Origin of the sequence: Tissierella sp. (assembly GCF_031460495.1) — a bacterium.
Classification (GTDB): domain Bacteria; phylum Bacillota; class Clostridia; order Tissierellales; family Tissierellaceae; genus JAVKTS01.
In genome coordinates this window covers 190,606-210,834 of sequence record NZ_JAVKTS010000001.1, presented here as the reverse complement: position 1 = coordinate 210,834, position 20,229 = coordinate 190,606, and the positions used below count along the sequence as shown (strand labels likewise).

Below are 20,229 nucleotides of genomic sequence, written 5' to 3'. Positions count from 1 at the left end.
CAAATATAGTATTTTCAAATGAAAGATTGCCATGGATAACATCAAAATCAATTATTGCACCTAAACAGAAAAATATTCCTTACTAATATCCCTTAACATATCCCATACATCATCTCCAAAATTGCTCATAATTGTAATGCTAATATTTTCTTTTCTATTATAAGTAGTGATAAAAGATACTCCAGGATCACAGCCTGTAAAATATGGTAGGATATTTTCCTGGGACTCCTTATTTAGCCAAACTCCATATCCATAGTTATCATCTTCACTGCCGCTAGCCTGTATAGACAACATTTTATTTGTCATTTTCTCCGATAATAATTCGTAGTTTAATAATGCCTTCCAAAACTTTTCTATATCACCTATACAGGTATAGGCACCACCAGCACCAGTCCCTTTAACATCAACACTGTAAATATTAGTGTAATACTCCTGTCTTTCTTTATCCCAGATATAGTGATTTGCACATCCTCCAGGCAATCTATCTAATTCATAATATCCAGTCTCCATCATTCCACATTTATGAAAAACATTTTCATTTAAGTATCTATCGAAGCTCTGTCCTGTAACTGCTTCAATGATCAATCCTAAAACTACAAAACCTGTATTATTATATTGGAATTTTTCACCCCTATGATACATCATTGGTTTTTCAATGAAAAGGGGAAGTAAATCAGAAGAACTTCGTATTCTATAATTAGGATAATCCCACCAAAGCTCATCATAATCATTCATAATAGATTCATCAAAATAATCAGGTATTCCTGATGTATGTGAAAGTAATTGCTCAACTGTAATATTTGAATCTATTGAGTTCCAATCTATATTAACTAACTCCCCTATAGTACTTGTAAAATGTAGCAAGTCTTTTTCAATAAGCTGCAAAATTCCAACTGCAACAAATATTTTCCCAGCAGAAGCTGTTGCAAAACGGGTATCTAATTGGTTTTCTACCTTATTTGCTAGGTCTGCATATCCATATGCTTGGGAAAATATTGTTTTTCCTTCTTTTTGTATCGAAATACACCCATTAAAAATCTCACAAATGTATTTTTCCATAACTATATCACCTTCCATATTTAGTCTAATTCTATTTACTCTTCCATTCAGTAGATTTTGCAAATGGTCTTAGTTCAATACTATAGTAGAACTGTTGATTTGAACCTACTAAAACCTTTGCTGCTCCAAGCTGCCCAACCTTCCTGATTCCTTCCCCTTCTATATTATTTTAAATCTATTTCACAGTAATAAGAATGCCGACTATGCATATAAGCATTCTATACCCAAAAACAAACAAAGGATCTTGAAATATATTCCAAGACCTTTTACTTTATTTCTTATATACAATTTTGCGTACAGTTTCATATGCTAACCCATAATTAGAAGATAACTGTTCAATACTATAGCCCCTTTGGAATTGCTCTTTAATCTCTTCATTTCTATTTTTAAAATACTTCTTAGACCCGTTTTTTTCTCCCCATCCTGTTTCCTTATCTCCACTAGGAATATATAATAATTCACCTCTAACATGCTTCTGGATTTCAGTTAACAAATGTTTTGGTAATACTTCTGTTGCATTTATATATTTCATAACTATCCGCTCCTTATTTATAGTTAATAAATAAAGTGCAGAGTTTGCAGATAGTAAATCTATTGTTCCCATACAGAAATAGCTATGCTATTGCTCACTCTGCATGGGATAAATCTTGATCCAGACTGTTTCTTAAAATGATTATTTTTAGCATTACTTTCACCTCCAAAAATAAAACCTAAGCCCTTATATTATTATGAAATAATATCATTTGAGGAAAGTCCTGTCAATATCCTAGTAACTATACTCATGTTCACCAACTCTTATCTTTTCTATCAGTTTTTCATTTATTGATGGCTTTCTTACTTCAATTAAGTTTAAAACATTATAACCTCTTTTAGATAAAAAAGATATTATCCCATGATTATTAGGGTGTATCCAATTATATACCTGATCTTCTCCAAGTTTCTTCGCCAGTTCCTCTGCCTTGTCATATAGTCTTGATGCTATACCTGCTCTTCTACATTCAGATGCTACAAATAAAGACTCCGCCCATACAACATCATCTTCAATCATACAAACCAAATATCCTATTAAATCTTTATTTCCATTTTCCGCAACAAATATTAGATATCCTTTATCCATATATTCTCTAAATTCCATCTTGCTTTCCTCAATATTAATATCCGAATCAATCCCCCTGAGACCCTTTAACTCTATCCTAAATCTTGCTATTAACATTGCTATTTTATCTTCATCTTTAATATTTGCTAATCTTATGATCATGTTATCACCCCTAGAATTATATGCAAAATTACAAAGATATCTTCTACCTACACCCTCTTATATATTCCATCCTCTCTTTCCATAAGGCCAAATCCTATAAAATCTCTCCTTATGGTGCAGAAATCGTCATGAAAATCTGCTATTATTAGATTCACTTCTTTTTCTGTATAAGTTCTATCCCTTTCAAAGCTTTCCACTATTTTTTCTAGTATAATTTGTTTTTTCTTGTTTTGCACTGGTATGCTCTTCAATTTGTCATATTTGAAAAATGTTTCTATAACCTTTTCTCTATATTGTTCTTCCCTTTGATTTAATACCTCTTCTTCGTTTTTATCATCTTTTACTAAATCCCTTAGATTCATTGAAAATATCTTTTCATTTAATGTATAGACTGTATAATATTGTTCCTTTTTACTGGATACTATATTGGCATCCATTAACTTCTTCAGATGAAAAGAAATAGTTGAAGGGGATAATTCTAGCCTTTCAGCCAATAGCTCTACATACATAGGCTCTATCATCAAACTGTTTATAATTCTTAGCCTTGAGTTATCTGCCAAGCATTTAAAAATCTCTAATGAGTTCAATTCCATCACTCCTAATTTATATCTAACTGATTATAACATTCTACAAATTGACTTTTCAATTTTTCAGCTTCTTGTATCTTTATATCTTCTATTATTGCTTCATTTTCATCTCCAAATTTTTGAGCTTTTTCTTTGTTTACATACCAAGGCTCTGTTATCTTCTGAAAAAAGCCTAAATACTTTTCTCTTAGGGCTATAGGGCTGTCACTAAGACTAATATTAAACATCTTGTTAAATATTTCAACTATGTTTAACCTTATTTTTTGCAAATTAGCATCATCTACACATTCTTGTTTTTGTAAGTCCTCTATACTCTTCCTTAGGTCCTCCTGCTCCTCTCTTAAAAAGCTTAAATAATTCTCCTTTAACCAAATTATATCCTTCATATTTTTCCCTCCCAATGGTTTATGTATTTATTCTATACCATGGGAGATATTATTTCAATACATATCTATATGCTTTTTTATATTTATTTTTATGCTCATAGAAATAGATTGCTTTTTGAAAAGATATGTATTAAAATATGATTTGATATATATCAAAACAATTTTATTTAGGGGGTATTGATATGGAGTTCAAAGAACTTATACCAAATATTTGTGAAGGGTTTCCCTTTGAAAAAGGGGATTTTGTTTTATTAAACTTTTGGGGCGATAATGAAGACTTAGAAATTTTAGATTTGATTTCAGAGAACATAGGTAAAAAAGGGATCATTCCCTTTAAACATCATTGCTCAAAATTTTTTTTTGAAAGTATAGTCCTCAATTTAATCCGCAATGATGAGAAACTAGGACAGGAATACTTAGAGTTTTTATCTTCTTTTAAGCATGTTATTGATATTTTTATGTATACACCAAGTCTACCTAATGGAATATCAGAGACAGAAATTCCTAGATTCAAAGAAACCTTAGGAGAGTTATTTAATGCTTTAACTCAGGATAAAAAGTACTATATACAGCTTACTATTCCTACAGAAACAAATGCTCTACGAGCTGACTTAGACTATGATGTCTACAATTCCGCTATATGTAATGCTTTATCTGTAGACTTCCCTATGCTTAAAAAAGCCTGTAAAGAAAAGGTTGAAAGCCTTAAGGATAAGAACAGTATAGAGATAATTACTGATCAAAAGTATTCATTAAAATTGGATATTAGTAATAGAGAGTGGTTTGTAGATGATGGGTGTGGTGATTTTCCTCCAGGCGAAATCTATATTGCTCCTATGGAGAATAACAGCAATGGAGATTTACTAGTATCTATGGTTAGTTTAAATGGACAAGTATATAGGGATGTACTTATGACCTTTGAAAATGGAAAGCTTATAAGTTCTTCTTGTGAAGAATTGAATGATTTTTTTAACCCACTAGCAGAAAATTTCAAAATCCTATGCGAATTTGGAATTGGACTAAACCCAAAAGTCAAAGAACTAATAGGATTTACACTTATTGATGAGAAATCCTTAGGTACTTATCACATAGCTTTAGGCATGAACCATTTATTTGGAGGGGAAAATAATTGCCCCTTCCATATGGATTTTGTATTTACCTGTGATGAAGTGATTTTCAACTAATCCAGTAGAAGGTAACTAGTTACCTTCTACTCAATCATTTATAACTTTGAATTATCTTTCTTGCCCTTTTAATTCATATATACATGCCATAACTGGACGATGATCTGAAATATCTACTTGCAACACTTTACTTTTTATTAGATTAATTGAAGCTCCACTGCTAAATAAAAAATCAATCTTTGGGTTACTAGAATTATTATAGCATTCCAATGTGCATGTACCTGCAGGTCCCATATCAAGCATAGAAAAAACATTATTAAGCATTATATTATAGACATATGAATCTTCTCGAACATTCAAATCACAAGCAATAATCAATCCTTCATTTGAAAATCCATTGTTTTTTAACTCTTCCTTAATCTTTCTTGCTTGAATCACTTGATCACCTTTTAAGCCCAAATGTGCTGTTCCTACATAAAAATAAGAGCTGCCAAAACCCACACGAACAAGAAGGAAACTACGACTTTCTAAACTATTTACCCTAGGCAAGTAAACTTTTAAAGCTGTTTTCAAAGAGTAACTACTTAAAATAGCATTACCATAATAACCTGGATTCATCTTAATAGATGTAATATATCTATAATTCCAAGTCAGCCCAGTAATTGCAGTAAGTTTATTAGAAATGTATTCCGCCTGATGTATATTTATATCAGATCGTTTACTATATGCATCTACTTCTTGAAGGCAGACAATTGAAGCTCCTGATTTTTTTATTTCATTTGCTATTTTATCCAAGTTTTCTGTTTTTGGTTCAGGATAGCTGCCCTCTTTATTCTGTCCCGCTTTGATATTCCATGTAAGAATACTTATTGTCATATTACTCACCTCTTAGAAACTTCTTAATTCATATAATAATATGGTATTATATGATATTATATCCTATTCTTTTTCTTATCTAATGTAAAAGATTATATGTTAATCCTATTTTCTTGACTATGTCTATTTCTTCAAATATAATTTACTTAAGCGAGGTGACACAAATGATTGAATGCAGTGTAAACAGTTTAGTTAAATATTATGGGGCAAATAAGGTTTTTGAGAATATATCCTTTGAACTACATAGTAATGATAGAGTTGGATTAATTGGACAGAATGGATGTGGAAAAACTACCTTAATGACTGTATTAATGGGTATTGAAGATTATCATGGTGGAAGTATTAGCTTTAGAAAGGGAGCTAGAGTTGGATACTTAGACCAAATATTTACATGCCCTAAGGACACTACTGTAATTGAAATCCTTGAAATGCCTTTTGAAAAAATATTTAATATGAAAGTGGAACTAAAAAGCTTCGAGGAAAATTTAAAAAATTTATCTGGCCAAGCATTAGAAATTGAAATGAAAAATTATGGCTTACTTATGGATGAATTTCAACTCTGTGGTGGATATGATGTAGAAACAAATATAAACAAAGTATGCAGCGGACTTTTTATACCTGACAGCTTTAGAGAAAAGTCATTTGAAAGTTTAAGTGGCGGTGAAAAAACTAGAGTCCTTCTAGCAAAATTACTTTTAGAAAATCCAGATATATTATTATTAGATGAGCCCACTAACCATTTAGATATAAAATCCATTGAATGGCTTGAAGACTTTCTGTTGGGCTATAATGGTACTGTTCTTATGGTATCACATGATAGAAGTTTCTTAGATAAAGTTGCCAATAGAATTATAGAGTTGGAGCCTACAGGTACAAAGATATATGATGGAAACTACTCTTATTATGTAGTGGAGAAAGAAAGGCGATTTGAGCTTGAATATAATGCTTATATAAATAATCAGAGAAAAATAGAGAAAATGGAACAACAGATTGAAAGATATAGAATCTGGGGTGCCATGAGAGATAGTGAAAAGATGTATAAGCGTGCTAAGGAACTTGAGAAGCGATTAGAAAAAGTGGAAGTATTTGATAGGCCAACATTGGAAAACTCAAAGATTAAACTATCTTCTGAAAAAGTAAGTCGCTCTGGAAAAATCGTTCTTAACGCAGAAAACTTAAAAAAGTCCTTTTCGGATAAAAAGCTGTTTTCGGATTTATCCTTTACATTATTTTATCAAGATAAGTTGTGTATAATGGGGGAGAATGGCAGCGGAAAAACAACCTTATTAAAGATCATATTGGGAGAACTTGAACCAGATGATGGAAGCTTCACCATAGGTTCTAGTATAAAGCTAGGATATTTGCCACAGAATGTAGTCTTTGAAGATGAAGATATGACAATTCTTGATTATTTTACTGTAAAACATAATATCAGCAACTCCCAAGCAAGATCAGAACTGGCTAAAATGTTATTCATAAGAGATGATGTATATAAAAAGATAAAATCCTTATCCGGAGGGGAAAAATCTCGACTTAAATTATCTTCTTTAATATTCGATAAAGTTAATTTTATGATTTTAGACGAGCCTACTAATCATTTAGATATTGATTCTCGAGAAGTTTTAGAGGAAACACTCTCTAATTTTAATGGAACAATTTTATTTGTCTCCCATGATAGATATTTTGTACAAAAAGTAGCAACTAAGATAATGGTTCTAGATAAGTCTAAGGTAAGACTATATCCTATGTTATATGATGAGTATTTAGAAATAAGGAAAAGAGAAATGGTTGAGAAAGCTATAGTTAAAGAATCTAAGCCCGCAAAAGTAATTCCAACTAAATCACCCAAGAAAGCCAACAATACTTTTAAAATAGCACAAGTTGAAAAAGAAATTGAAGAATTGGAAGACAAGTTAAAAAATATTAATGAAGAAATGGTTTCTAACAGTGATAATGCTGATAGATTATATGATTTATTTGTTGAAAAGGGGTTACTTGAAAAGCAACTTCACGAGTCTTATGAATTATGGGAGACACTTCAAGTTTAATGTTATTATATGTATATAAGTATAGACCTAGTTTTAAACTAAGGTCTATACTTATAATATGCTTACACTATGTCGATAATCGCTCTATTGATTTCCTTAAGGCTTCTTCTGTTTTTGTTTCTATTACAACAGTTAAATTATTTTCTTTTGCAAATTTAATCCTTTCTTTTATAGGGATAAGACCCTCAAATAAAATTTGATGATCACTATTTCCATTGTAATCATGTAAATGCATATGACTTACCTTATGAGGATTTTCTATGTATATTTCCTTCATTCTATAATTAGACATAGCATCATGTCCAACATCCCATGTAAAGTATAAGTTTTCAATATTCACCATTCTTTTAAATGTTTCTTCCATAAATTCGTGTATTTTCATATTTTCTACACATATTTTTATTCCTAGTGGTTTTGCTATATTTACTATCTTGATCATGGAATCTGTGAACTTCTCAATAAACATCTCTATATGCCTGTCATAGACAAATACTTTCTCTTTAGGTAGGGTAAAATAAATTCCAGGATTCAAATGAATGTTTATTTTCTCTACTCCAAATTTAGAAGCCCATGTTGCTATATTATTAAACAATATAATATTAGCTTGTCTTATTTCATCATAGAAGCATCCAAAATCAATTTCTTCAGGAAAATGAATTGTAAAATTGATATTGTTTTCTTCCTTTAACTTTAGTATTTCTTCTGGCTTATTCCTATCTGGCATACAATAAGGCAAATTCATATTTAACTCTATAAAATCTAAGTTTAATTCCTTACATAATAATGCATTGTCCAAAATACTGTCTTTTTCAATTAATGTTGGCATACCAAATTTACAAGTCATTATGTCCCTCCTATTATTGGCAATATTTTTACCCTCTTATTTTCATTGATTAAGAGGGTAAATAGATATTCTATTAAGATTCTTTTGGAAAGATTAAATCTTCTTTAAAATCTTTCATAGCTTTTTCTAGTAAATCATAATCTACTACATAGCCATATTTATTATTTGATTTATCTATCTTTATGACCTTTGATTGTATTAAATTATTTATGTGATAAGATATGGTTGCACTGGATACTCCCAATTCATTTGCGATTTCTTTAGTAGAAGTTTGCCCTGAAGCTATTAATTTCACCACTTCATATCTAGTCTTATCCCCCAAATTTTTAAATATCTGAACCCTCTCATTAATCTTATTCTCATTTATTTCTTTCATTCTTTTGAAGGCTTCTTCCATTTTTAGTCCCCAAGCTAGATAGTTTTCCTTACCTGCACCTATCAGCCCGATGGCAAAAGCCATCATTATAGAGATAAATATATTGGTTTCTTCACTATCTATAATCTTTGGGCTATAAATAGAATAAGTTATTTCCTCTAAACCTTTTGGACCATTTTCATTTAAAAAATTAACTAAATATTGTCCATAATCCTTCACTTCATCTTCATATGATGAATAGATTTCTTCAAAAATAGGCAATAAATTATTCATTAAATCAACATACATTTTCATGTATTTAATTGGTTCTTCCACTATTAAAAACAGATTCCATTTTGTAGCTGCTTCAGTGGGCAAATCTTTTATTACTGAAAATAATTCATCTTTATTCATACTAATGGATTCAGCTTTATTCATAATTTCATCTGAATATTCATAATTACCTTCATTAATCATAATTAACGAATAAATAATGCTTTTATTTATCTCTTCTTCATTTAATGTCAATAACATATCTAAATACTCTTTTTCATTTTTATAACCAAATATATTATTGGTTGTTGAAATTAAATCTATAAATTTATAATCGCTTAAAAAGTGGTCCATATAAAATACTTCTATATCTTTTGCATATGGTTTTAGATTATCCTCCACCTTCTTAATTAAATCAAAATAATCATCCATAGGAAATTCTTTATAATCATGATCTCCTTCAGATTTCTCATATCTTTCCCTTGCAAAAATCAAACTTGGAAATTTCAAGAAATCATATATTCTACTTTCTCTAAGATAAAACTTAAACTTCATTCATCCCATCTCCTATTATTGTTGCCTCCACATTTTCCTTATCATAACTTATTAAGGCTGATTTATATTTAATAACTGTAATTATTAATATAGTCGCGCTTGTCGCTATTACAATACTTGGAGATATTATATCATATAGGAATCCAAAAATCATTTGCCCTACGGGAATAAATACTGTAACTGCTAAGCCAAAAACTGTTGATGTTCTCCCCATTAAATCCAGAGGAACTGTTTGACTAAAAAGGGTTCCTAAAGCTATATTAGCCACGGTAACAACTATACCAACCATGAATGAAATAATTAGTAACCCAATATAGGGCACCATAGTTGTAGTAAAAATACTCATAAATAGATTGGATGGTATAATTGCCATGATTAATATCAATATTGACATAATAGAAAAGCTTATAAAACATAGCTTGCCTATTTTCAGCTTTTTAATAATACTTCCACAAAGAATTGGTGCAACTAACATGGATGCAGATAAAACCATTTGAAACATCCCAAATTGAAAATCATTGGTTTTAAATACTTCTTTAATTATAAATATTAATCCAATGGAGAATAGTGGTCCCATACAAAAATTAATTATAGTCCCCAAGCTTATCATTGTAGATATTAACTTATTGCTTTTAATTATATTTATACCCTCAACAAAATCTGTCTTAAAAGCCTTTATATTAATCTTTTCTGGAGTTTTATGATTTTTAGGTACATTTATAAACATTTCGCTAATAGCTGATAATAAAAAACTTATGGAATTAACAATCAAAATAATCTTCATCCCAAAAGTACCATAAAGGAAAGCAGCTAAAACAGGTGATAGCATATTTCCTATATTCATTACAAGTGAATTAAATGAGTTCGCTTCTAATAATTCTTCCTTTGTCACAACGCTTGGTAAAACAGCTGACATAGCTGAATGAAAAAATATCTCAGTAATCTCTAACAAAATAACCAAAATATAAATCATCGGAATGGATATATTGCCATTGATGATATAAATTACTGCAAAGCTACCAATGATGATTGAATTTAAGAAGTCTAATACTACTATTGATCTTTTTCTATCAAACCAATCTCCAAATACTCCAGCTATTGGAGACAATATTAATCTTGGTAAAATGGATATTGATAAAATAGATGCGAAAATAGTTGCTGAACCAGTAAGTGAAAGTACATATAAGGATAGTGCAAATTGTTGCATATTACTGCCAAGCAAAGACACTAATTTACCTAATATCAGTAAAGAAAAATCCTTCCGTTTTATAAGCTTAAAATTCATTTTATTACCTCCCATATTATGTATTTATTATAATATGTATAATATTGTAATATCCATCTAATGTCAACACAAAAATTAGATGGATGTCTAATTTTTGTGTTATGTATGTGTTTGTCTGATTAATCTTATAAGTTTAATTTGTATCTAATCAAAAATATCCCCTAGCCATAAAGCTAAGGGATATTTTTTAGTTCATATATTTTGGTTTTGTCTGCTCTTCTTTTAGTTTTTCTGGAGTAACATCATTACCTTCTTCATCTACTACTTTTACTGTCATTAGAGTCTCCTTCATATTACCCCTAAATACTTTAAGATATTCTTGGCGCAATTTTTGTTGCTCTTCTTTTTCTAATTCTGTCAATCCTACCGTCTTTGACTTATTAGCAAGTTCATTTATTTTCTTTATTAATTCTTTCATTTTGCCTCTCCAATCTGTATTTTAGTATTCAACATCAAAGATAATATTACATATCAAATCTTTATTTACAGCTTTAATATTTTCTATTAATTCCTTTTCTATTTTCTCCTCTGAAAAATCTTTATCTATTTTGTTGCCATCTATGACTAGATGGAATATAAGTGTTTTATTTCCATCACATTCAACAATATTCAAATCATGTATTGATCTAATCATTTCATTTGGTCTAATTACATGTTTTATTGTATTTCTTATTTTAGTCAATTCCTTTGTCTCTTTCCCTATAGGATCCATATGAATAACTAAATGCAAATTATATTTTTCGCTTATTTCCCTTTCTGCTTGATCGATGATATTGTGGATAGTGACTACATCTATATCAGCTGGTATCTCAGCATCTATTGTGGCCATAATCCTTCCAGGTCCATAATTATGTACTATCAAATCATGTACTCCCAAGATATAATCATAGGAAAGAACCCCATCAATGATACCTGCTATAATATCTTCATCTGGCGCTTCCCCAATTAATGGGCTAATGGTTTCCTTTACCAAGGAGAATCCTGAGTACAAAATCAAAAGAGCTACTAAAACTCCTATATAACCGTCAATTGGATAATCAGTTATAAGGGACAATAATAAGGATAAGACTACAACAGATGTGGTAATTACATCACCTAAAGCATCTGTGGCTGTTGCCTTTAGCGCTGCTGATGAAATCTTATCTCCTAGTTTTCTATTAAATACACTCAGCCATATTTTGAAAAATATTGATATGACCAATAGTATAAAAGGAATTAGTTGAAATTCTACAGGTTTTGGATTAATAATTCTATCAACTGATGATTTAATAAATTGAAATCCTACTATCATAACCATAAATGCTATCATCAATGCAAGTAAATACTCTATTCTTCCATGTCCATAAGGATGCTTCTTATCTGGTGGTGCATTTGAAAGCTTAAATCCTATTAATGTCATAATAGAAGAAGCACTATCGGATAAGTTGTTAAAAGCATCAGCTGTAACAGCAATGGAAGACACTATCAATCCGACAATAAGCTTTAATATAGATAATAATAAATTAACAAACAATCCTACAAAGCCAGCAATATATCCTACTCTTTCTCTTACATTTTTATCTGAATAATTAGTGTTTCCTTTTGTAGCAAGCTTTAAAAAAAACTCTGTCAATACACTTCCTCCTTTAATTTATAAAAATGATGTTCCTAACAATTATACTATATCTTTTGATTATACCCAAATAATTTTAAAGACCCTCTAAGATTTTTAATCTCAAAGGGTCTTTTTATCTTTTGTATTTTTTAACTTTATCTTTTTATATCTATATAAATAGTTACTATCTATTATGCTCCCATGAACATTGCTATATCGTCTTCTACATTGGAGATTGTTCCAATTCCAAAAGTGTCTACTAATACTTTAGCTACATTTGGTGAAAGGAATGCTGGCAATGTTGGTCCTAAGTGGATGTTTTTTACACCTAGATGTAATAGTCCAAGTAATACTATTACTGCTTTTTGCTCATACCATGCAATATTGTAAGCTATTGGCAATTCATTGATATCGTTTAATTCAAATATTTCTTTTAGCTTAAGTGCTATAACTGCTAAGGAGTAGGAGTCATTACATTGTCCTGCATCTAATACTCTTGGAATTCCACCAATATCTCCTAGGTTTAACTTATTGTATTTATATTTTGCACAACCTGCTGTAAGAATTACAGTATCTTTTGGTAATGCTGCTGCAAAATCTGTGTAGTAGTTTCTGCTTCCTTGTCTTCCGTCACAACCTGCCATTACGAAGAATTTCTTGATTGCGCCTGATTTAACTGCATCAACAACCTTATCAGCTAGTGCAAATACTTGTGCGTGAGCAAATCCACCTACTATTTTACCAGTTTCAATTTCTGTTGGAGCTGGTAATTTCTTAGCATGCTCTATTAATTCTGAGAAATCTTTAGGATTACCATTTACTCTATCCGCAATATGTTTAAATCCTGGATATCCTGATGCACCTGTTGTATATACTCTATCTGCATATGATGCTAATGGAGGTACTATACAGTTTGTAGTGAATAATATAACTCCGTTAAACTTCTCAAATTCTTCTTTTTGCTTCCACCAAGCATTTCCGTAGTTTCCTACAAAGTGGCTATATTCTTTAAACTTCGGATAGTAGTTAGCTGGTAACATTTCACCATGAGTATAGATATCTACACCTGAATCCTTAGTTTGTTCTAATAACTCTTCAAAATCTTTTAAATCATGACCTGATACTAAGATACCTGGTCTATTGCTTACTCCTATATTAACTTCAGTTATTTCTGGATTTCCATAAGTAGATGTATTAGCTTTATCTAATAATGCCATTACATCAACACCATATTTACCCGTCTCTAAAGTAAGTGCTACTAAATCATCTGCTGTTAAGCTATCATCTAGAGTAGCTGCCATTGCGCGTCTAATGAATTTTGAGATTTCTGCATCTTCATATCCTAAGTTGATTGCATGCTCTGCATATGCTGCCATTCCTTTAATACCATATATAATTAATTCTCTTAGGGATCTTACATCTTCATTTTCTGTAGCAAGTACTCCTACTTCTTTAGATTCTGCTTTAAATACTATTTCATCATTTGAATTAACAGTAAATGTTGCAGCATCTGCTAAATTTCCTAAATCTATACCTTTTTCAATTAAAAGAGCTTTTAATTCATCTCTTGCTTTAAGAGCTTCTTTAATCTTTGCAAAGAATCTCTCTTTGTCAAAGTTTGCATTTGTAATTGTCATAAATAGACTATCTATTACTAATCTGTCTAATCCAGGAACTGTAATTCCTGCTGCATCTGCTTTAACTCCAAGTACTGAAATACCCTTTACTGCATAGATCATTAAATCTTGTAATGCTGCAAGATCTGCAGTCTTACCACATACGCCTACTTTTGTACATCCTTTTCCTTGTGCTGTTTCTTGACACTGATAACAAAACATACTCATTCTTCTTTTCCCCCTATTTATATTATTAGTGCTTCATGCACCATATTTTCTTTACCTTACATTTATCATTATATCTATCCCTACTTAATGTTTCGGTAACATATGTTACAGAATAAAAATTATTTCATTTTTTCAGTTCCCACTTTTTTCCATATGTGATACAATTGTTTGTAAGTAATATTCATCATTTGTTTTTCATCATAATTTTAATATAAAGGAGATAAGGATGAAGACCAAGGATAATTCAAAAATCTGCATAATGATAGTACCACATACCAAAAAGGTTAAAAAACTTGTAATACCACACTGGTTACCTAAAGTTGCTTTAATGCTAACATCAATCTTTATTATTAGTTTAGGCTTGTATTTTAGCAAAGCTACTACATATCAATTAAATTTAAGAAGAGTTGCTCAGGATAAAATCTCAATTATTCAGGATCTAGAAGAAATGAATCGAGAAAAAGATTTGGAGCTAGCTAGCCTTAGAGATGAAACTAAACAGTTGCAGGCAAAAGCAATTGATGTTGAAAATAAGCTTATTGAAATTAACAATTTGCAAAAGACATTAGAAGAAATGGCTGGTATTGATAGTCCTTCTAAGGGTGCTGATACGATTGCATCAAATATTAGTTTTAGTGATTTAGATCCTAATACTGAGATGGATATACTGGCAGAGGTATTAGATGATAAAAAGATTGAATTAGAAGTTTTCATAGAAGACTTAGAGCTTCAATTTGCCTATTTAGAAACAGTTCCTGATTTAATGCCTACATCTGGAAGAATTACTTCAAAGTTTGGAAATAGAAAAAATCCATTTGGCAGAGGAATTCAATTTCATCAAGGTGTAGATATTGCCAACTCAAGAGGCACAAAAGTTGTCGCTTCTGCTAAGGGTACTGTAATATTTGCTGGATATAAGGGTGGTTATGGTAGAACTGTTATCATAGATCATGGTAATGAATATAAAACTTTATATGCTCACAACAGTAGTTTGGTAGTTTCTGTTGGAGATAAAGTGGACAAGGGTCAAATGATTTCCAAAATGGGTAGCACAGGAGTATCTACAGGAAATCATCTACATTTTGAAATTCATAAAAACAATAAATATATAAATCCATTAACTGTAATAAAGGATTAAAGCTGGGGGAGGTTAATTATGTTTAAGAAAAGGGATGATATAGTGGAAGACTTAGATTCTTTAATTGGCGAAAACATCAAAATTATTGGCAAAATAGTTGGTAAGGGAAGTATTCGAATTGATGGAAGTGTTGAAGGTGATATTGAATACGACGGAAATATTGTTGTTGGAGAAACAGGAAAAGTCAGCGGAAATATCAATTCAAATGATGTATCCTTAGCTGGTACTATCAAAGGAAATGTTGATTCAAAAACAAAGCTGGTTATTCTTCCCACTGGAACATTAATAGGAGATGTGCAAGTTCCTAGTTTTATAGTCCATGAAAATGCTAAGTTTGATGGCAATTGTAAAATGATAAATAATAAAACTACGGAATCAAATGTTAAGGCGAAAGCTGAAAATAGTAAGTAAATAATTCATTTAAGAAGGGTTGTCTCTATTAGAAAATAATTTCTAAAGTAGACAACCCTTTATATTAATTACTAACTATAAACTCAACAGCCTTCAAAGTTTTTTCAGCCAAATCTTTAGGATAGTCATGGCCAATTCCTTTATTAATATAGTATTCATGGGCAAGTTCACATTCTCTAAATAACTTTAAAAGATGCTGAACAACTGGGTCAGTATCCTGATCTCCTTCAAGGATAACTATTATTGTTTTCCTTTCTGCTAATTTCATTATGTCTTTAACTTCTATATTATCTAAATAATCACCAGGGCATAATGCAATAACCCCTTTTATTGGAATAGTGTTGTGTAAAGCCATATCAATAGAGGTAGTTGCACCACCAGAGAACCCTCCAATTAATACACAAGTTTCATCAATTGAATAGTCTAATAATAATTGCTCATAGCAATTTTTCAATTCCTTTCTTGATAAAACTGGATCACTAAGCCAGCCAAAGCCGTTATGGAAATAGATCTGTGATGATTGAGCATATACAACTATATATCCTTTTTCTAAAAGTACATCAGCCTTCCAATACCAGCTAGAATTTTTTATGTTGCAATCAAATCCATCACCATGTAGACAAAAAAATAGTGGATGTTTTTTTCTCGGATCATAAGATTTTGGAAGCTGAACTTCATATTTGAACTTAGAATTCTCTTGAGCTTGATGAAGACATTTTCTGTTGAGATTGCTAATCGCCTCATATTCATGGTGCTCTCTTAAAAAATCAAACCATGCCCTGTGTAGGGGAAGTGAATAACCTTTTTCAAGAGAATTTTTTATAATCCTTAGGCAAGCCTCAGTATTATTGGTCTGAGAATATATTATAGCTTCACAAATCATAAGTTCAAATAGACTTTTTTCATATTCATCCTTTGGTAAAAGTTCATTTGCATGATGGAGTAGATTTAAAGCCTCATCATACTTTTTTTCAGAGAAAAGTATTGTATAGTATTCTTCAAATTCATAAAAATTTCTATAATCCATAAGTATCTCCTTTAATTAATATTTATTAAAGTATTGGCAATAGGTAAATTATAACAGATAATAACCTACCAGTACATGTAATTATTGGTTAAAAATCTGGTTATTTAATGATTAAGTACATAAAATGGGTTGTCTCTATTAGAAAATAATTTCTAATTGAGACAACCCTTTATATTAATAGTCTTTACCTGCAGCTTTAATTCTCTCTGGATATGCTGTTGAACAAGGTGTTACACCATAGACCATACTGCAGTGTGGACATTTTGTTTCTAGGTGAGTCATTTCAAACTCATTATCACATTCAATACATTTAATTACAACTCCTGGTGGCATTGGACGAGTATTGAACCCCATCATCCTTATTTTATCTACTACTTCTCTTCCAGTTCCAAAACTTCCTGTACATCCATCATGCATTTTATATTTCCTCCCTTTCTAAGCTTTCGCCTACTCTTAGTTTATTTCTCATGCTCTGGATAATATTATCCATTCTTTCAAGCTCTATTAACAACTCTTTTTCCTTTGGACTAGTCTCTATTACTGTGGAAATGCCACCATTTTTAATGACTATTCTCCTATCAGCAATGAGTGCCAGTGTCGGATCATGAGTAGCCATTAGGACTATTTTGTCCTCAGATAAAAGTAAATCCAAGGCTTTCTTTCTATCTATACCTGCATTTTCTATTTCATCAATTAGTACTATAGGAGAAGAACTAAGTATTGCAGTATCTGCAATCATTAAGGCCCTTGATTGCCCACCACTTAAACTGGTAATTGGTGTATCTAAATCAAATTTTTCTCCCGCTAATTTATTTGCTGCTTCTATTATCTTATATACTACTTCTTCCACATCTTCTACTAATCTACTCTGTGCATGTAACTCTAAAAATTCTCTTACGGATAAATCCATTACAAAATTCATGTTTTGTGAAAGTTGAGCTACCAACTTATTATTAGAAGAGAATCTCCATTTTTTATCTGGTACTTCTCCATTTATTAATATCCCTCTGCCTGTAGGAGTGTCACCTTGGGCAGTCCACTCAATATCTGCAAGTAGTCTAGACTTTCCGGAACCTGTCGGCCCCACTATGGATATGATTTCAGACTTGTGAATAGTAATCTCTTCAAAGCCTTCTTTATTTCCTGATTTGTCATGTCCTGCAAGTATTGTTAAGGAACTGATGCCCACTTCGTCTTTAATCCCTAGAAATTCCTTCATTTGATTTATATATGCCTCAAGATCCTCTTCTAATTTTACCTTGTCAATTGCCCAGTTCTCTACATCTTCTTGGGTAAAATGGTCTAAGTATTCTCTAAATGTTACATCTTTAAAATTTTCTGTATCCAATTTATTTTCTTCAAAATAGTTTGTTATAAATGGATATTTGTCTTCTAGTTGTCTTATGCTTAATTTATTCATAGTCATCACCTAGTTCCATCTTCCTTACATTACCCATCTGATATGCTTCTCCAATTCTAGTTTCTCCTAGACAGTAAGAGCACATAGCTGCTGGCATTGGAAATCTTAATTCCATTCCCTGTACTGAATCTATACTTTGATCCTCATCTACTAACAAGGTACTTAGTTCATAAGCCCCTTGCCCAGTCAATCCATTTATATGCATAGTTGTCGCCCTTGGATTTACTGAATTTACTCTGGATGCAAATACTTCCCTTTCTGCTTGGGATACTATATCACCCTTTGTGATAACTACTATATCTGCAGATTTTAGCATAGGCCCAATCTTCTTTGGAGTATTTATCCCCGACAAATTGTCTATGACACAAACACCCTTGATGGATTTTATATAGGGTGAACATCTATTACAAAGCCCTGCAGATTCTGTAATTAACATATCTAAATCCATTTTTTGTCCCCATTGTACTACTTCTTCAATATTTGAAGCAAAGAAATGGTCTGGACAAAGAGCACCTGAAAGTCCTTTTTTTACTGGAATTCCAGCCTTTTCATATAATATATCATCATCTGTATAGAGACAGTCAAATTTAACTACCCCTACAGAAATCTTCTGTTGTTTCAATGCATCTATAGTTTTTAATATTATTGAGGTCTTTCCTGATGAAGGAGGACCTGATACTACTATTAAATTCATTGTCTTCTCCTCCTAAATGGATTCATTAAAAATCCTTTCGCATTCTTTGATTAACTCTCCAATATCATGACTCTTGATGAAATCCCAACCTAGCCACATGAATTTTTGTTCCTCTGTTAAATTGTTTTCCACTTCTGGATTTGTAGATGGAAATCTACCATTATGGGATAGAATTTCTCCTACTTCCTTTGATGCAAAGAAATCTACAAAAGGTTTTATTTGCTCTCTCTTTGAGTTCTTGGTTAGTAGAAATATTGGACTAATTATTGAACCATCCTTTGGCCATATTGGAAGCATTGGTCCATTTCCAGTTATCATCTTAGTGAAGAAGTATGGCATAATTGTTATTGTTGGTTTATCCTTTTTTCTTATATGGGATTTTACCATTTCTGCTGGATGCATATTTCTCATAAAGCATTTACCCAGGCTCCTTAGTCCTTCTTTTCCATAACTCTTATATATATTTAAAAGTATTGCATTGAACAAATCAAAATCACCGATAGGCAAAGATACTTCACCTTCAAACTCTGGCTTAAATAAATCTGCCCAAGTCTGAGGCATTTGTCTATCCCCTATTTCTTCTTTGTTTACTAAAAATACTGCTGGAACTACTCCAATCATCGAATATTGATTATCTGGATCCTTTAAGTTTATTTCTTTATTTTGAAAATCCTTATTTATATTATCAAATCCTGTTAAATCTTCAAATACTCCCTGCTCTTTAAATTTTCCCATAAGCTTTTTATCAAAGAATAAATCAAATCCTGCTGACATAAACAGATCAGATAACTCATCTTCACTATTTAACTTCTCTATTTTTTCTTTAATCCAATCTACCCCACCTGATGCTACTTTGAGGTCATAATCTACAGTAAAATCAAATTTGTTTTCCCCAAGCCATTTTTCAAACCCTTCCAGTAATGGCAGTCTAACAGGGCATGGTAATACTCCATCTATTTTAATATCTCCACCTGTTACTTTTTTGCTATCAACTAATGCAGCATCTATTGATACTCTATTTTGATCAATTGCTTCTATTAATTTTTGTTCAAACAGCTGAATATTTACCTTCTTGGTCTTACAAGCCATTTCCACTGAAATGGTTTTCCCCATTATCTTTCTCATCTTTTCATTTGCTAACTGTTCAAAACCATTTGCCACAAATATATCTATAGTCTCTGGGTATTTTTCCGTTATGTCATAAACTTTGTCTTTTACATCAAAGTATTTATTCATTTCATACCTCCTGTTTTATTCGATCTTTTATCTTTCTACTTAATTATAATACATTATTGCACTTTATTCCGTAACTCATGTTACCAAATAAAAAAAGAAAACAAAAATAGAGACTGCTGAAAAAGTACCATTTGAGGAATTTTTCAGTAGTCTCACAAAAATATCGCTTTATTGTTTTCTTACTTAATTAATTTCTATATTTTAACATCTAATTC

21 protein-coding genes are annotated in these 20,229 nt (G+C 31.0%); 4 read left to right on the top strand and 17 right to left on the bottom strand.

Going from position 1 to position 20,229, the window contains the following annotated elements:
* Positions 1 to 60: 60 nt before the first annotated feature.
* From RIN63_RS01010 to RIN63_RS00990, 5 genes are all read right to left on the bottom strand, one after another.
* Positions 61 to 1,059 carry a serine hydrolase gene (locus RIN63_RS01010; RefSeq protein WP_310442785.1) on the bottom strand — a complete coding sequence of 333 codons (999 nt, stop codon included), beginning with the start codon at positions 1,057 to 1,059 and terminating at the stop codon, positions 61 to 63.
* A gap of 271 nt (positions 1,060 to 1,330) precedes the next feature.
* Positions 1,331 to 1,591, bottom strand: a complete 261-nt coding sequence (locus tag RIN63_RS01005; protein WP_310442784.1) for a CD3324 family protein — start codon at positions 1,589 to 1,591, stop codon at positions 1,331 to 1,333.
* 234 nt (positions 1,592 to 1,825) lie between these two features.
* Complete coding sequence (locus tag RIN63_RS01000; protein WP_310442783.1) at positions 1,826 to 2,317, bottom strand: GNAT family N-acetyltransferase; 492 nt, start codon at positions 2,315 to 2,317, stop codon at positions 1,826 to 1,828.
* Positions 2,318 to 2,364: 47 nt separating this feature from the next.
* Positions 2,365 to 2,904, bottom strand: coding sequence for a metalloregulator ArsR/SmtB family transcription factor (locus RIN63_RS00995; protein WP_310442782.1), 540 nt, complete (start codon positions 2,902 to 2,904; stop codon positions 2,365 to 2,367).
* Between the two features lie 11 nt (positions 2,905 to 2,915).
* Complete coding sequence (locus tag RIN63_RS00990) at positions 2,916 to 3,290, bottom strand: hypothetical protein (protein WP_310442781.1); 375 nt, start codon at positions 3,288 to 3,290, stop codon at positions 2,916 to 2,918.
* A 182-nt stretch (positions 3,291 to 3,472) separates the two neighbouring features.
* Here RIN63_RS00990 and RIN63_RS00985 point away from each other — a divergent pair, with 182 nt between their 5' ends.
* A complete protein-coding gene (locus tag RIN63_RS00985) occupies positions 3,473 to 4,474 on the top strand; it encodes an aminopeptidase (RefSeq protein WP_310442780.1) in 1,002 nt (333 codons plus the stop codon).
* A 51-nt stretch (positions 4,475 to 4,525) separates the two neighbouring features.
* On the opposite strand, the gene RIN63_RS00980 is transcribed toward RIN63_RS00985, so the two are convergent.
* Entirely contained in the window at positions 4,526 to 5,290 is a 765-nt protein-coding gene (locus RIN63_RS00980) for an endonuclease/exonuclease/phosphatase family protein (protein ID WP_310442778.1), read from the bottom strand.
* A 164-nt stretch (positions 5,291 to 5,454) separates the two neighbouring features.
* Here RIN63_RS00980 and abc-f point away from each other — a divergent pair, with 164 nt between their 5' ends.
* A complete protein-coding gene (gene abc-f, locus RIN63_RS00975) occupies positions 5,455 to 7,338 on the top strand; it encodes a ribosomal protection-like ABC-F family protein (protein WP_310442777.1) in 1,884 nt (627 codons plus the stop codon).
* Positions 7,339 to 7,405: 67 nt separating this feature from the next.
* On the opposite strand, the gene RIN63_RS00970 is transcribed toward abc-f, so the two are convergent.
* The 6 genes from RIN63_RS00970 to hcp all read right to left on the bottom strand — a co-directional run bounded on the left by RIN63_RS00970 (position 7,406) and on the right by hcp (position 14,088).
* On the bottom strand, positions 7,406 to 8,182 hold the full coding sequence (locus RIN63_RS00970; RefSeq protein ID WP_310442776.1) for a sugar phosphate isomerase/epimerase: 777 nt from the start codon (positions 8,180 to 8,182) through the stop codon (positions 7,406 to 7,408).
* A 73-nt stretch (positions 8,183 to 8,255) separates the two neighbouring features.
* Positions 8,256 to 9,365, bottom strand: a complete 1,110-nt coding sequence (locus RIN63_RS00965; protein WP_310442775.1) for a winged helix-turn-helix domain-containing protein — start codon at positions 9,363 to 9,365, stop codon at positions 8,256 to 8,258.
* Positions 9,355 to 10,650, bottom strand: coding sequence for an MFS transporter (locus tag RIN63_RS00960; protein WP_310442774.1), 1,296 nt, complete (start codon positions 10,648 to 10,650; stop codon positions 9,355 to 9,357). Before RIN63_RS00960 ends, RIN63_RS00965 begins: the two co-directional genes overlap by 11 nt.
* A 187-nt stretch (positions 10,651 to 10,837) precedes the next feature.
* Complete coding sequence (locus RIN63_RS00955) at positions 10,838 to 11,068, bottom strand: DUF896 domain-containing protein (protein ID WP_310442773.1); 231 nt, start codon at positions 11,066 to 11,068, stop codon at positions 10,838 to 10,840.
* Positions 11,069 to 11,089: 21 nt separating this feature from the next.
* Positions 11,090 to 12,262: a cation diffusion facilitator family transporter gene (locus tag RIN63_RS00950; RefSeq protein WP_310442772.1), complete on the bottom strand. Its 1,173-nt coding sequence runs from the start codon at positions 12,260 to 12,262 to the stop codon at positions 11,090 to 11,092.
* A 173-nt stretch (positions 12,263 to 12,435) separates the two neighbouring features.
* On the bottom strand, positions 12,436 to 14,088 hold the full coding sequence (gene hcp, locus RIN63_RS00945) for a hydroxylamine reductase (RefSeq protein ID WP_310442771.1): 1,653 nt from the start codon (positions 14,086 to 14,088) through the stop codon (positions 12,436 to 12,438).
* A 226-nt stretch (positions 14,089 to 14,314) separates the two neighbouring features.
* Here hcp and RIN63_RS00940 point away from each other — a divergent pair, with 226 nt between their 5' ends.
* Together RIN63_RS00940 and RIN63_RS00935 are read left to right on the top strand one after the other, a co-directional pair.
* A complete protein-coding gene (locus RIN63_RS00940; protein ID WP_310442770.1) occupies positions 14,315 to 15,226 on the top strand; it encodes a M23 family metallopeptidase in 912 nt (303 codons plus the stop codon).
* A gap of 18 nt (positions 15,227 to 15,244) precedes the next feature.
* Positions 15,245 to 15,637: a polymer-forming cytoskeletal protein gene (locus RIN63_RS00935; protein WP_310442769.1), complete on the top strand. Its 393-nt coding sequence runs from the start codon at positions 15,245 to 15,247 to the stop codon at positions 15,635 to 15,637.
* Positions 15,638 to 15,701: 64 nt separating this feature from the next.
* Here RIN63_RS00935 and RIN63_RS00930 read toward each other — a convergent pair whose 3' ends face one another.
* The 5 genes from RIN63_RS00930 to RIN63_RS00910 all read right to left on the bottom strand — a co-directional run bounded on the left by RIN63_RS00930 (position 15,702) and on the right by RIN63_RS00910 (position 20,014).
* Positions 15,702 to 16,664, bottom strand: a complete 963-nt coding sequence (locus RIN63_RS00930) for a hypothetical protein (RefSeq protein WP_310442768.1) — start codon at positions 16,662 to 16,664, stop codon at positions 15,702 to 15,704.
* 174 nt (positions 16,665 to 16,838) lie between these two features.
* Complete coding sequence (locus tag RIN63_RS00925; RefSeq protein WP_310442767.1) at positions 16,839 to 17,081, bottom strand: hypothetical protein; 243 nt, start codon at positions 17,079 to 17,081, stop codon at positions 16,839 to 16,841.
* Between the two features lies 1 nt (position 17,082).
* Positions 17,083 to 18,084 carry an ATP-binding cassette domain-containing protein gene (locus RIN63_RS00920; RefSeq protein WP_310442766.1) on the bottom strand — a complete coding sequence of 334 codons (1,002 nt, stop codon included), beginning with the start codon at positions 18,082 to 18,084 and terminating at the stop codon, positions 17,083 to 17,085.
* Positions 18,077 to 18,778 (bottom strand): GTP-binding protein, encoded by a 702-nt coding sequence (locus RIN63_RS00915; RefSeq protein ID WP_310442765.1) that lies wholly within the window; start codon positions 18,776 to 18,778, stop codon positions 18,077 to 18,079. Before RIN63_RS00915 ends, RIN63_RS00920 begins: the two co-directional genes overlap by 8 nt.
* Positions 18,779 to 18,790: 12 nt before the next feature.
* Positions 18,791 to 20,014, bottom strand: coding sequence for an ABC transporter substrate-binding protein (locus tag RIN63_RS00910; protein WP_310442764.1), 1,224 nt, complete (start codon positions 20,012 to 20,014; stop codon positions 18,791 to 18,793).
* Between the last annotated feature and the right edge of the window lie 215 nt (positions 20,015 to 20,229).

Bases quoted from the DNA above. Each gene is read 5' to 3' on its own strand.
- RIN63_RS00985 (WP_310442780.1), top strand. From the start codon at position 3,473: ATGGAGTTCAAAGAACTTATACCAAATATTTGTGAAGGGTTTCCCTTT.
- RIN63_RS00910 (WP_310442764.1), bottom strand. From the start codon at position 20,014: ATGAATAAATACTTTGATGTAAAAGACAAAGTTTATGACATAACGGAA.
- hcp (WP_310442771.1), bottom strand. From the start codon at position 14,088: ATGAGTATGTTTTGTTATCAGTGTCAAGAAACAGCACAAGGAAAAGGA.
- RIN63_RS00955 (WP_310442773.1), bottom strand. From the start codon at position 11,068: ATGAAAGAATTAATAAAGAAAATAAATGAACTTGCTAATAAGTCAAAG.
- RIN63_RS00920 (WP_310442766.1), bottom strand. From the start codon at position 18,084: ATGAATAAATTAAGCATAAGACAACTAGAAGACAAATATCCATTTATA.
- RIN63_RS00990 (WP_310442781.1), bottom strand. From the start codon at position 3,290: ATGAAGGATATAATTTGGTTAAAGGAGAATTATTTAAGCTTTTTAAGA.
- RIN63_RS00970 (WP_310442776.1), bottom strand. From the start codon at position 8,182: ATGACTTGTAAATTTGGTATGCCAACATTAATTGAAAAAGACAGTATT.
- RIN63_RS00960 (WP_310442774.1), bottom strand. From the start codon at position 10,650: ATGAATTTTAAGCTTATAAAACGGAAGGATTTTTCTTTACTGATATTA.
- RIN63_RS00965 (WP_310442775.1), bottom strand. From the start codon at position 9,365: ATGAAGTTTAAGTTTTATCTTAGAGAAAGTAGAATATATGATTTCTTG.
- RIN63_RS00930 (WP_310442768.1), bottom strand. From the start codon at position 16,664: ATGGATTATAGAAATTTTTATGAATTTGAAGAATACTATACAATACTT.
- RIN63_RS01005 (WP_310442784.1), bottom strand. From the start codon at position 1,591: ATGAAATATATAAATGCAACAGAAGTATTACCAAAACATTTGTTAACT.
- RIN63_RS00940 (WP_310442770.1), top strand. From the start codon at position 14,315: ATGAAGACCAAGGATAATTCAAAAATCTGCATAATGATAGTACCACAT.
- RIN63_RS01010 (WP_310442785.1), bottom strand. From the start codon at position 1,059: ATGGAAAAATACATTTGTGAGATTTTTAATGGGTGTATTTCGATACAA.
- RIN63_RS00980 (WP_310442778.1), bottom strand. From the start codon at position 5,290: ATGACAATAAGTATTCTTACATGGAATATCAAAGCGGGACAGAATAAA.
- abc-f (WP_310442777.1), top strand. From the start codon at position 5,455: ATGATTGAATGCAGTGTAAACAGTTTAGTTAAATATTATGGGGCAAAT.
- RIN63_RS01000 (WP_310442783.1), bottom strand. From the start codon at position 2,317: ATGATCATAAGATTAGCAAATATTAAAGATGAAGATAAAATAGCAATG.
- RIN63_RS00935 (WP_310442769.1), top strand. From the start codon at position 15,245: ATGTTTAAGAAAAGGGATGATATAGTGGAAGACTTAGATTCTTTAATT.
- RIN63_RS00925 (WP_310442767.1), bottom strand. From the start codon at position 17,081: ATGCATGATGGATGTACAGGAAGTTTTGGAACTGGAAGAGAAGTAGTA.
- RIN63_RS00915 (WP_310442765.1), bottom strand. From the start codon at position 18,778: ATGAATTTAATAGTAGTATCAGGTCCTCCTTCATCAGGAAAGACCTCA.